Annotated in this window: 11 protein-coding genes and 2 pseudogenes; 2 read left to right on the top strand and 11 right to left on the bottom strand. The window is 67.4% G+C overall.

From position 1 onward, the window contains the following. The 4 genes and pseudogenes from VKG81_RS17930 to VKG81_RS17915 form a co-directional block, all read right to left on the bottom strand. Positions 1–662: mycofactocin-coupled SDR family oxidoreductase (locus VKG81_RS17930; protein ID WP_324397897.1), on the bottom strand; the 662-nt coding region annotated here is incomplete at its 3' end. 33 nt (positions 663–695) lie between these two features. Continuing rightward, positions 696–1,894, bottom strand: a pseudogene (locus tag VKG81_RS17925) (cytochrome P450). Positions 1,895–2,004: 110 nt separating this feature from the next. Further along, positions 2,005–2,949, bottom strand: a complete 945-nt coding sequence (locus VKG81_RS17920) for a dihydrodipicolinate reductase (RefSeq protein WP_324397896.1) — start codon at positions 2,947–2,949, stop codon at positions 2,005–2,007. A 161-nt stretch (positions 2,950–3,110) separates the two neighbouring features. After that, positions 3,111–3,764, bottom strand: coding sequence for a TetR/AcrR family transcriptional regulator (locus tag VKG81_RS17915; protein WP_324397898.1), 654 nt, complete (start codon positions 3,762–3,764; stop codon positions 3,111–3,113). 231 nt (positions 3,765–3,995) lie between these two features. On the opposite strand from VKG81_RS17915, the gene VKG81_RS17910 reads away from it, so the two are divergent. Continuing rightward, a complete protein-coding gene (locus VKG81_RS17910; protein WP_324397895.1) occupies positions 3,996–4,778 on the top strand; it encodes an enoyl-CoA hydratase in 783 nt (260 codons plus the stop codon). Between the two features lie 143 nt (positions 4,779–4,921). Here the strand turns inward: VKG81_RS17910 and VKG81_RS17905 are convergent, their stop codons facing one another. The 7 genes from VKG81_RS17905 to VKG81_RS17875 are packed head-to-tail and all read right to left on the bottom strand — an operon-like array spanning position 4,922 to position 10,585. Then, a complete protein-coding gene (locus VKG81_RS17905) occupies positions 4,922–5,716 on the bottom strand; it encodes an acyl-CoA dehydrogenase family protein (RefSeq protein WP_414685312.1) in 795 nt (264 codons plus the stop codon). A 2-nt stretch (positions 5,717–5,718) separates the two neighbouring features. Then, positions 5,719–6,807: an acyl-CoA dehydrogenase family protein gene (locus VKG81_RS17900; RefSeq protein ID WP_324397893.1), complete on the bottom strand. Its 1,089-nt coding sequence runs from the start codon at positions 6,805–6,807 to the stop codon at positions 5,719–5,721. Between the two features lie 8 nt (positions 6,808–6,815). Further along, complete coding sequence (locus VKG81_RS17895; protein ID WP_324397892.1) at positions 6,816–7,247, bottom strand: nuclear transport factor 2 family protein; 432 nt, start codon at positions 7,245–7,247, stop codon at positions 6,816–6,818. Then, positions 7,234–8,445, bottom strand: coding sequence for an amidohydrolase family protein (locus VKG81_RS17890; protein WP_324397891.1), 1,212 nt, complete (start codon positions 8,443–8,445; stop codon positions 7,234–7,236). The genes VKG81_RS17895 and VKG81_RS17890 overlap by 14 nt, the downstream gene beginning before the upstream one ends. 2 nt (positions 8,446–8,447) lie before the next feature. Beyond that, positions 8,448–8,771: a hypothetical protein gene (locus VKG81_RS17885; protein ID WP_324397890.1), complete on the bottom strand. Its 324-nt coding sequence runs from the start codon at positions 8,769–8,771 to the stop codon at positions 8,448–8,450. After that, complete coding sequence (locus VKG81_RS17880) at positions 8,755–10,050, bottom strand: aromatic ring-hydroxylating dioxygenase subunit alpha (protein WP_324397889.1); 1,296 nt, start codon at positions 10,048–10,050, stop codon at positions 8,755–8,757. The genes VKG81_RS17885 and VKG81_RS17880 overlap by 17 nt, the downstream gene beginning before the upstream one ends. Before the next feature lie 4 nt (positions 10,051–10,054). Beyond that, positions 10,055–10,585 carry a carboxymuconolactone decarboxylase family protein gene (locus tag VKG81_RS17875; protein ID WP_324397888.1) on the bottom strand — a complete coding sequence of 177 codons (531 nt, stop codon included), beginning with the start codon at positions 10,583–10,585 and terminating at the stop codon, positions 10,055–10,057. A gap of 363 nt (positions 10,586–10,948) precedes the next feature. Between VKG81_RS17875 and VKG81_RS17870 the strand changes: the two are divergent. Continuing rightward, positions 10,949–11,085, top strand: a pseudogene (locus VKG81_RS17870) (amidohydrolase); the annotation flags it as partial.

Here is an 11,085-nt window from a genome sequence, read left to right as displayed (position 1 = left end):
AGGTCGGGGCGGAACAGGCGCATCGTGCCATCGTTCATGAACAGCGGGGTGTTCACGTTGGTGGGATGAACCGAGTTGACCCGGATCATGTGCTGGCCCAGTTCCACGGCGAAGGTGCGCATGAGGCCGACGACACCGTGTTTGGCGGCCACGTAGTGGCCCGTGTGGGGGTACGCCTTCAGCCCGCCGACCGAGCTGGTCAGGATGATGGAACCGCCGCGGCCGCCCGACAGCAGGTGCGGGACACCGGCTTTCACGGTCTTCCACACGCCGCCCAGGTTGACGTCGATCATGTCCGTCCAGTCTCGTTCGCTGGTCTTGTCCAGCGTTGCGCCGCCGTTGCCGATGCCGGCATTGGCCACGATGATGTCCAGCCTGCCCAGCTCCTCGACGCCGCTGTCCACGGCGGCTTTCAGCGCGTCGTAGTCGCGCACGTCGACTTCGGCCGTGACGATGCGGCGGTTGTGGCCCTTCACCAGGTCCGCGGTCTCGGCCAGGTCTTCAGGCGTGGATGGCGGAATCGGCACGCCCCCGATCGGCTTGCAGATGTCGATCGCGATGATGTCGGCGCCCTCCTGCGCCAGTCGCACCGCGTGGCTGCGGCCCTGGCCGCGCGCCGCACCGGTGATGAACGCGACCTTGCCTTCTACTCGCCCTGCCATGGATACCTCGATTCGTCGGTGGTGGAACGGAATTCAACAGATGAGAGCCGGCATCGACTCCCAGCCCCGCACGGTGGAGGTGGGGGAGAGCTCGGCGTTGGTGAGATCGACCTGCCATTCGGGGAACCGGCTCAAGATCTCCTCGAGGGCTATTCGCCCTTCGAGCCGGGCGAGTGCGTTGCGCAGGCAGTAGTGGGTACCCACGCCGAAGCCGAGGTGCTGACGTGCCTCGCGGTGGATGTCGAAGACGTCGCCGTCGGGTGGGCGGTGGTCCCGGTTGGCCGCGCCGGTCAACATCATCATGACGCTGCCCTCGGGCACCGTGCGGCCGTAATACTCGACGTCCCGGGTGACGTATCGGGCTACGTGGGGGGCCGGGGGCTCGTAGCGGACCAGTTCTTCCACGGCGGCCGGCAGCAGCGACCGGTCGGCGACCAGTTCCCGCCGTTGCCCGGGATGATCGGCCAGCACCTTGCCGGCCCATCCGATGAGCCTCGTGGTGGTTTCGCTGCCTGCCGTGGCGACCACGGTCAGATACAGAAGCAACTCGTCGCGGGTGAGCGGGCGACGGGTTCCGGTCTCGTCCTCGAACTCGGCCGCGATGAGCTCGGTCGTGAGGTCGTCGGAGGGATTTCGGGCGCGCCAGTCGAGGTATTCGGTCAACACCTCACCGGTCGCCATGGGCCCGCCGGGGTTCTCGGTCATCGGGCGCCCGCGTTCGGTGCGCAGGGTCGCGTCGCCGTGGTCGACGACCTCCTTCTGGAGGTCTTCGGGGATTCCGAGCAGCATGCCGATCACCCGCATCGGCATCAGCGCGCCGAGGTCGTTGACGAAGTCGAACCGGCCCGTGCCCACCAGCGGGTCGAGGCAGCGCGCGGTGAATTCGCGGATCCGGGGTTCGAGCGCGCTGATCTTGCAGGGCGTGAACAACCGGGCCAGCAGGTTGCGGTGGATGTTGTGGACCGGCGGATCCTCGAAGATAAGGGTGCCCGGCGGGATCGGCATGCCGGATTTGATGATCTCCACGATCGCCCCCCGCGCCGAGCTGAAGGTCTCGTGGTCACGACGGCCGCGTTGACGTCGTCGAAGCGGGTCAGCGCGTAGAAGCCGTGTTGGTCGTTGTGATACAGCGGCGCTTCCTCGCGCAGCCGCCGGAACATCGGATAGGGATTCGCGTTGAGTTCGACGTTGTACGGGTCGTAGTACACGTCGCTGGTGGCACTCAGTGTCACGGGGATGGGGCCTCTCGCCAGACACGCAATGTTGGGCACTCGCTCAGCACTCTGTCACCGGCACCGCGAGGGTGTCAATCATGTCCCCGGTTTTGTCGATTCCTCGAGCGCTATCCCAGCGAGGCGATGACCTGGGGAAGCTCGAGTGTCGATTGGCTGCCGGGCGGCGCCGCGCAGACGTACGGGACCGCGTTGACCGCGCGGTTTGCCGTGTATGCCGGTGACACCTCTGCCATCCGCTCCAGGGGCACCGGCATCCGCAGGTCGATCTCCAGCGGTGCGTCACCCTCGACCGACATGTGCCAGCCGGTGGCCAGCACCTCCCAGGCCGGCTCGAGGTCGGTGTCGCAGTACCAGGTAGCGCGGAAACGCAGCAGCGGCTGCCCGTCGCGCAACCCCGAAACCGTGATCCGTTGGGCGGCGACCGTTCCCGCCCGAAGCGTGCCGGCCGCGATTTCGGTGGTGCGCGCGGCGGTGGCGAGTTCCCCGCCGGCCGCAAGCCCGTCGAGCGGCAGCCCGATCGCGTCGGCGACCAACTGGAGCGAAGACCCGAAACTGGACCGCAGGTAGGCCGCCCGGTACTCCTCGAAAGGGGCTGGAGCGCGTCCGAACCCCATCAGGTCGAACAGCAGTTCGGGCGAGTTGCGTCGCGAGAGGTCGGCGTACTCGTCGATCGTGAGGCGCTCCAGGCGCCGCTGAATCGACGTCATGACGAGCGGCACCGCCTCGGTGATGAAACCGGGGCTGCTGCCGGTGCTGTGAATGGAGGCGCCGCCGGCCTCACATGCCGCCCGGACCTGGTCCCGTACCCCTGGATCCATCGTCGGCGGGTGGCCGAACAAGCCGCAGGTGGTCACGACATTGATGCCGGCGCCCAGCAGCCGGCACAACTCGTCGAGGTCGGGATAGCCGGCCATGTAGAGCACACAGTCGGGTCTCAGGTCCACGATCTCGTCCAGGCTGGCGGTGGCGGTGACCCCGGTGGCGGCGAGCCCGCCGGAACCGATCCCGCTCAATTCGCCCGCGTCGCGGGCCACCTTGTCCTTCGCGTGCACGTAGACGCCCGCCAGGGTCAGGTGCCGAGGCAGCAGCCGCTCGGTGAGGCCGTCGAACGGGCGCAGCGCGGGCCCTCGAAGAGCAGATCGGTCCAGAGCTCGGGCACCCGGTCGGTGTCAGTGATGTTCTTTACCTATGAGAATCAAGTTCTCCGTGTTCGCTACGGCTTGGCGAAACCGTGTGCGCAGAAGTCCCACACTTCGTCGGCGGTGATGGGATTTGCTGCCCCCTCCTCCGACTCGCCACTGGACTGGGCAACGAACATGACGGTCTGCATCGTCATGGCGGCCATCCGCCTGACATTGACGTCCGGGCGCAATTCCCCAGCGGCACTTGCCTCTTCCATCAACTCGGTGAGCAGGGCAAGTAACGGCGCGTGCGCCACCTTCACCTCGGACGGGTGCGAGACCAACAACCGGGGGGCGAAGTCGGTGAACAGCGGTCGCTTGGCGGTCGGGTCGGGCCGCGAGGTCTCGAATAGCAGCTTGACCGCGACTTTCAACCGCTCGAGCGGATCGGAATGACCGTCGGTGGCGGCGCGGATCTGGTCGGCCGACCGGCTCAGCGCATCCTCGAAGAGGGCGAGCAGAAGTTCGTGTTTGCCGTCGAACTGGAGATAGAAGCTCCGCAGTGACTGCCGGGACCGGTCGACGACCTCTTGGACGGTGAAGTCGGTGCTGCCTTTTTCGATGATGATCGCTTGGGCCGCATCGAGAAAACGCTGAACACGTTGTGCAGCACGGAGTTTCGCGGTCTTGATCGAACGCTCGACCGCGCGCTGCTTCCAGGCAGGCTCTTCGCTCGGGCTGGTCACTTGGCGCTCGAGCCGTGACGAGAAAACATGACTGAACTGTACCGGAGCATGCCGTCCGACCGCCGTCGCGAGCCGTCCGCCGAACAACGTGTCCGAGATTGTAACTTCCGCACGATGAGAATAGTATTCTCTTGAAGTCGTCTGAGGAAGCCTTACGCGCAAGGTCGACCGGCCGAGTTTCCAAAATTGTCGCCGACCTGCCAGGCTCGCCCCGCAACCAGAGGACCCGAGATGTACATCGACTACGAGGTCGCCGACCGGATCGCGACCATCACCCTCAACCGGCCCGAGGCGGCAAACGCCCAGAACACGGCGCTGCTCGACGAACTCGATGCGGCCTGGACCCGCGCCGCCGACGATGGCGACGTCAAGGTGATCCTGCTGCGGGCGGCGGGGAAACACTTCTCCGCGGGCCACGACCTCACCAGCGGTGAACCCGTCCCCGACAAGATCACGCTGGAGTTGATCTACCGCCACGAGAGCCGCCGCTATCTGGAGTACACCCTGCGCTGGCGCAACGTGCCGAAGCCGTCGATCGCCGCGGTCCAGGGCCGGTGCATCGCGGGCGGGCTGATGCTGTGCTGGCCGTGCGACTTGATCGTGGCCGCCGACGATGCGTTGTTCTCTGATCCGGTCGTTCTCATGGGCATCGGCGGCGTCGAATACCACGGGCACACCTGGGAGCTGGGCGCCCGCAAAGCCAAGGAGATCCTGTTCACCGGACGTCCGCTGACCGCCCGGGAAGCCGAGCGGACCGGCATGGTCAACCGCGTCGTGCCGCGCGAGCGGCTCGACGCCGAAACGCTGGCGCTGGCGCAACAGATCGCCGGGATGCCGTCATTCGGCCTGCGCCAGGCCAAGCGGGCGGTCAACCAGACCCTCGACGTGCAGGGCTTCTACGCCGCGGTCCAGACGGTTTTCGACGTGCACCAGACCGGGCACGGGAACGCATTGAGCGTCGGCGGGTACCCCGTGCTGGTGAACCTCGACGACATGAAGGCAAAGATCGAATGAGGCCGCCCCCCATGCATAGACCCGTGTCGATCCCGCACAATTGGATTGGCAGCTGGCCGCGTCGCCGCGACCTGCTGCACCGCAGAACCCTGGCGGTGCGCCGTGTCGTGGTGATGTGGTGCGAGGCCGGCGGAGGTGACTCGTCACAGGGAAACCAGCCGGGGAGCTGATCCCTTCTCCCGGAGCGCCGCGCCGGCCTGCCGGGTGAGCTCTCGGGAGCTGCCGAGAAGGCCGTCCAGTACGAGGGTGCGGCGGACATGGCGGGGCAGGTCGTGTTCGGCCGTGAAACCGATGCCCCCGAGCACCTGCTGGCAGTGGCGGGCGGCGGTCAGCGCTGCCTGCCCGGCCGCCGCCTTCGCCAGCAGGCAGCCCAGGCCTGGGGTGGCGGCCGCCAGCGTGGCTTCCGCGCCTTCGATCGCGACGAGGGATTCGGCCAGCCGGTGCCGAATCGCCTGAAACGTCGACAGCTTTCGGCCGAACTGCACACGGTCCAGTGCGTGCTGGCGGGCCAGCGCCAACATGGCCCGGGCGGTGCCCGCCAGCCACCATCCGACCGCGACGCGCCCGGTGTCCAGCGGCACCGGGGCGCCGGCTGCCACGCGGTGCAGGGGAAGTTCGGGGTCGAGAGTCTCGGCTGCCTCGTCGATGCGTTCCCAGCGCACCCACGCTCCGCCCGCGAACGGCAACGGCACCGTGCCTCCGGCCGGGCGCCCGGTGGCGCGCAGCACGACGTCGTTGAGCACCGGCGCGTGCGCGCCGGTTTCGCCGAGCAGGCGGAACACCAAAGGTATTGCGATGTCAGGCATTTCGTCGAGCATCTCCCACCAGCCCAGCTCGGCGAGCGCTGCATCGAGTTCGGACCCCGACGCCGTGCCCATGGTCTTGCGCAGCGCCTCCGTCAGCAGCTCGAGCGCTTCGGCGTCCATTCCTGACTCCACCGTCACTCCGTCCCCAGGCCGAGCAGCCTGCGTGCGATGATGTTGCGCTGGATCTCGGCGGTGCCGCCGTAGATCGTGGCCGCGCGCGAATACAGGTACTCCGTCCGCCATCCGGATTCGTCGAGTTCGACCGCCCCGGGCAGCAGGTCGCGCACGGTGTCGTACAGTCGTTGCTCAGCGGTGGCAAGCAGCACCTTGTCGATCGAGGTCTCGGGGCCGAGGCGGGCTCCTTCGGCGAGTCGGTGCTGCGTCGCCCGCGAGCGGCATCGCAAGGTGTGCAGCGCCAGGTAGGCGGCCCCGAGGTCGGACTCGTCCGGGTCGCTCGCCTCGGCGATCAGTCGATCGAATCGTGTGTAGAGGTAGGCGATCCGCTGCCAGAAGCACGTGGAGCGCTCGTAGGGCAGCAGGTCCATCGCCAGTCGCCAGCCGTCACCCGGCTTGCCGAGCATCCGGCCGGCGGGGACGACCACGTCGTCGAAGTACACCTCGCAGAACTCGTCGACGCCGTGCATCGTGCGCAGCGGCCGCACGGTGATGCCGGGCGAGTCAATGTCGACGAAGAACGCGGTTATTCCGGTGTGGCCGGGTGATGTGCGGGTGAGCAGCACGCAGCGGGCCGAGTACTGCGCGAAGCTGGTCCAGACCTTCTGCCCGTTGACGACCCAGTCATCGCCGCGGGGGGCGGCGCGGGTGGTCAGCGACGCCAGGTCGCTGCCGGACCCCGGCTCGGAAAAGCCCTGGCACCACAGCTCGCGGCCGCTGAGCAGCCGCGGCACCATCTGTGCGGCGAGTTCCCTTGGCGCGTAGTCGATCATCGTCGGTGCGAGGACCTCGACCATCGAATACGGGCCCGGTTCGGCGAGGTTGCGGCCTACGACCTCTTCCCCGACGATCGCGCGAAGGATCGCGGGGCCGCCCAGCCCGCCGACCTCAACGGGCCAGCCATAGCGCATCCAGCCGGCGTCGAACAGCGCCCCGTGGACGCGTGCCAGCTGCGCGATCTGGCCTTCCAGCGATTGGTCGGGCCCGGGGGTGAGGTCGTTCTCGTCCAGCCACGCGCGAAGACCCGACCGGAACTCCGCGACGTCCATGCCGGCCTTCATGCACTCGGCCGGCCGATCGCGTGCGGTCGGCCGGAATCGTGTGCGCCACTTCGCCGGATGAACGTCATCGCGCGGGTACGCAGCCGCCATCCATCGGCCGTGCGGGCATACGTGTCCCGGTAGTAGCCGATCCGCATGTCATGGGTGGCGTGGTCGATGAAGCACAGCGGCTGGGTGCCGGTGGCGACGTCCCCGTCGAGCTCGACGGCCGGCGTGCCGGTCAGGAACAGACCCTTCGGCGCGGCATCGACCAGGGCGGGAAACCGGTCGAGCGAATACGTGTCACCGAAGGCGCTGTAGGTTCCGTCGGGGGTGAAGGCGGCGACCAGGCCGGCGATGTCTTGCTGGGTGATGGTGACGGCGTAGCGGGCCAGTAGCTGCTCGATCTCCACCAGGTCGTCGGTTCGTGTCGGTTCAGCGTTGGACAAAGACCTTGCCCCCTTTCATCACGAAGCTCACCTTTTGGGTCAACCCGATGTCCTGCAACGGGTCTCCGGGCACCGCGATGACGTCGGCGAGCAGACCCTGCGCCAGCCGTCCGCGATCGGTGACGTTGATCAACTCCGCGGCCGTGACGGTCGCCGCCCGCAACGCCGCCAGCGGTGGCATGCCGCGATCGACGAGGGCCACCAGCTCGTCGGCGTTCTTGCCGTGCGGAATCGCCGGCGCATCGGTGCCGACCGCGATCTTCACCCCGGCGTCGTATGCCGCCTTGACCGACGTGCGCGCCTTGGGAAACATCTCGGCGGCCTTCGCCTGCAACTCGGGTGGGGCTTTGGAGACGTCCATCGCGTCGGCGAGGCGCGTGGTCGGCACGAGGAAGGTGCCGTGCTCGACGAGCGTCGCGATCGCGTCGTCGTCCATCAGGAAGCCGTGCTCGATGCAGTCGATGCCGGCCGCGACGGCGTGCCGGACCGCGTCGGCGCCGTGCGTGTGTGCCGCGACGCGCAGCCCCCGGCGGTGTGCCTCGTCGACGATCGCGCGCAGCTCCTCATCCGAATAATGCTGCGCCCCGGCGGATCCGGTCAGTGACATGACTCCGCCCGAGCAGCAGACCTTGATTAGCTGTGCGCCGTGCTTGATCTGGTACCGCACCGCCTTGCGCACCTCGTCGACGCCGTTGGCGATGCCTTCCTCCACGGTCAGCTCCAGCACGCCCGGCGCGAACGCCGCGAACATCGTCGGGTCGAGGTGCCCGCCGGTGGGGGTGATGGCGTGCCCGGCCGGCACCACCCGGGGGCCCTCGATCCATCCGGCGTCGATCGCCTTGCCCAGCGCCACGTCGAGCAGGTAGCCACCCGTCTTGACGAACAACCCGAGGTTGCGCACGGTGGTGAAGCCGGCACGCAGCGTCCGGCGGGCGTTGCCGACGGCGCGCAGCACCCGGGTGGGCGGGTCGTCCTGCACCTGGGAAAGCGCGGGGGTTTCGCCGCGCCCGCCCATCAGGAGGTTGACCTCCATGTCCATCAGGCCGGGAAGCAGGATCTGTTGGCCGAGGTCGACGATCTCGCCCTCGGGTGTGCCGCCGATGCCGGCGATCCGATCGCCTTCGATGCGCAACACGCCCGGCCGGACGATCTCGCCCGCGTCGACGTCGAGCAGCCCGGCCGCCAGCAGCGTGAGCACGCTCAGACCACCGGCTCCTGGATGCAGTTCAGGTACGCGGCCCCGCTGTCGGGGACCCGCGGCTGCTTCCACACCTCGACCGGGAACGACACCACGACCAGCGACTGCATCAGGTGCATCAGCGCGCGGGCGTCGTCGGGCAGGTCGTCCAACGGGAACCTGTCGAGGTAGGTGATCGCGTCTCCCAGCCGCGGGAACGCGGTGTCGTAGAGGTCGCCCATCTCCGCCATCGAAGAGGCCAGCCGCTTGGCGTAGCGCTCCGGCTCGGTCGGCAGGATCCAGTCGGAAAACCGCTCCAGGTCGGCGAATTCAGATGGCAGCGCCATTGCGGGACTCCTTCGTGCCATTGCCGTGCGCCTTGACGAAATCTCCGGCCACCTTGTGCAGGTGGCGGAGCAGGATCTCCTGATCGCAGAGCGGGAAGTCGCGCACCACCTTGGTGCCGATCATGGTCTGGGTTGCCTCCAGGGTGTTGGAGTCCTGCAGTGCGTACTCCTTGAACGTGACCGCGGCCAGTTCCTGGCCCAGGCGTTCTCGTGCGTTCCTCGGGGGGACGAAGTACATGGTGCCCTCGAAGATGTGCTTGTCCACCGCGGTGGGCCAGTAGTGGTAGGTGAGGTACCAGCCGGGCCCCCAGATCAGCAGCATCCAGTTCGGGAAGAAATGGAACGAATCCATGCCCCACTGCTTGGCCTTGGCGGGGTTGACCCCGGGCGGCAGCGCGTCGAGGCCCTCGATGTCGGGCCGGTCCCACGGGCCGAAAAGGCCGCTGCGCAAGACCCGCTCGATGGGTTTGACCATGCTTTCGTCCTTGGGCGGCGACATCCCGCCCCAGGACGAGATCATCGAGTGGGGGCTCTGCAGGTCGTAGTGCAGTGCCTCGTAGCCGAAGCCCGTCAGCTTGTCGGCCTCCTCCTTGACCGCCTGCTTCTGGTGCAGCACCGGGGCGTGGTAGAACTCGGCGAACGCGTCGACGAACAGCTTCCAGTTGCTGCCGACCTCGGCCCGGTAGCTGTAGACCTCGGTCATCTCGTGGAACGGATAACCCTCCAGGCCCTTGGCCAGCGGGCCGAGATACTCGGCCAACGGCTGCGCGTTCCGGTCCAGGTTCACGAAGATGAACCCCTCCCACACCTCGCAGCGCACCGGCTTCAGGCCGAACTGGCCCTTGTCGAGGTCGAAGAACTCGTCTTCTTGCTGAACGAAGGTCAGGTCACCGTCGAGGCTGTAGCGCCAGGCGTGGTACTTGCAGGTGAACTGCCGGCACGTCCCCGAGGTCTCCTCATGGGGGTAGTCGTTCCACACCAGCTTGTTGCCGCGGTGGCGGCACATGTTGTGGAACGCCTTGATCGACCCGTCCTTGGTCTTCACCACGATCACCGAGAAGCCCGGGCCGGCGGAGGGCAGCTCCTTGGTGAAATAGCTGCCCACCCGGGGGAGCCGCTCCACCCGCCCGACGTTGAGCCAGGTCCGCTTGAAGATGGCCTCGCGTTCGGCCTCGAAGACTGCCGGGTCGACCGAATCGGTGTAGTCGACCGGGGCGGTGCCCAGCTCGGGATAGTTCTCCGTCCAGCTCCCGGCGGCCGGCTTGGTGAAATGCGCCATGTGTTTACCTTTCGTGTTCCGGTTCTACGCCGAAAGTGTTGAAGGCCATGGCCAGCAGGCCATAGCAGCCGACGGTGAAGACGAGGTCCATGCGCTGACGTTCGTCGAGCCGCTCGGAAAGCGCCGCCCAGGTCGCATCCGACAACTGCGACGTCTCGTCGAGCTCGTCGACCGCGCTGAGCACGGCGCGGTCGAATTCGTCGGCCCCCTCGCCCCGCCGGACGGCGGCGATCTCGTCGTCGGTCACGCCCGCGCGCTTGGCGAGTTCGACGTGGTGGACCCATTCGTACCGGCAGCCGCGGCGGTGCGCCATGCGCAGAATGGCCAGCTCGCGCAGCCGGGGCGGCAACGTCGAGCCGTACAACAGGTGGCTGTTGAAACGCAGGAACGCGCGCGTCAGCTTCGGATGCCGCACCAGGGTGGCGAGCGCGTTGCCCGCGCCGGCGGGGTTGCGCCGCTCCGGCGGCAGCGTTTGGGCGAGCGCGTGGTCGACGGCGTCATCCCACTCTCCGGCCGGCAGCGGGGCCAGGCGCATCAGGCCTCCTCGTTCGTCGGCTCTTCGCGCAAGCGCTCGTCGCCGTTCCTTTGGCTCTTCGCGCAAGCGCTCATCGCACTGACGAGAATCAGGTTCTCATTTCTGACTAACAGGTTTCCATGTTTTGGCGTGTTGGTCAACGGCGGCCCCCCGGGCGACGGTGTCCGCGCTGCTGCGAACTGCCCTGATCAGGAGCTTTCTGACGAGGTCAGAGCCGTAGGGGGTATGCTATGTATGTTGATTCTCCCAACCTGAGAAGATAGTTTCCTATCGGAGAGAACATCGTTAGAGGCGCCCCCCGGCGGGGGACCGCGGCACTACCGAGGATCGCCGGTGACGCCGCGTCGATGAAAGGAACGGGCCTTGAACAAAGACGACATGATCCTGATCAGCGTCGACGACCACATCGTCGAGCCGCCCGACATGTTCAAGAACCATCTGCCGACGCGCTACCTCGACGAGGCGCCGCGGTTGGTGCACAACCCCGACGGCTCGGACAC

This window comes from Mycobacterium sp. (assembly GCF_035314905.1).
GTDB lineage: Bacteria > Actinomycetota > Actinomycetes > Mycobacteriales > Mycobacteriaceae > Mycobacterium.
This window is presented reverse-complemented; position numbering and strand designations above follow the sequence as displayed.

Excerpts from the sequence above, each read along its gene's own strand:
- VKG81_RS17910 (WP_324397895.1), top strand. The coding sequence starts at position 3,996 with ATGTACATCGACTACGAGGTCGCCGACCGGATCGCGACCATCACCCTC.
- VKG81_RS17900 (WP_324397893.1), bottom strand. The coding sequence starts at position 6,807 with ATGGACGTCGCGGAGTTCCGGTCGGGTCTTCGCGCGTGGCTGGACGAG.
- VKG81_RS17885 (WP_324397890.1), bottom strand. The coding sequence starts at position 8,771 with ATGGCGCTGCCATCTGAATTCGCCGACCTGGAGCGGTTTTCCGACTGG.
- VKG81_RS17880 (WP_324397889.1), bottom strand. The coding sequence starts at position 10,050 with ATGGCGCATTTCACCAAGCCGGCCGCCGGGAGCTGGACGGAGAACTAT.
- VKG81_RS17875 (WP_324397888.1), bottom strand. The coding sequence starts at position 10,585 with ATGCGCCTGGCCCCGCTGCCGGCCGGAGAGTGGGATGACGCCGTCGAC.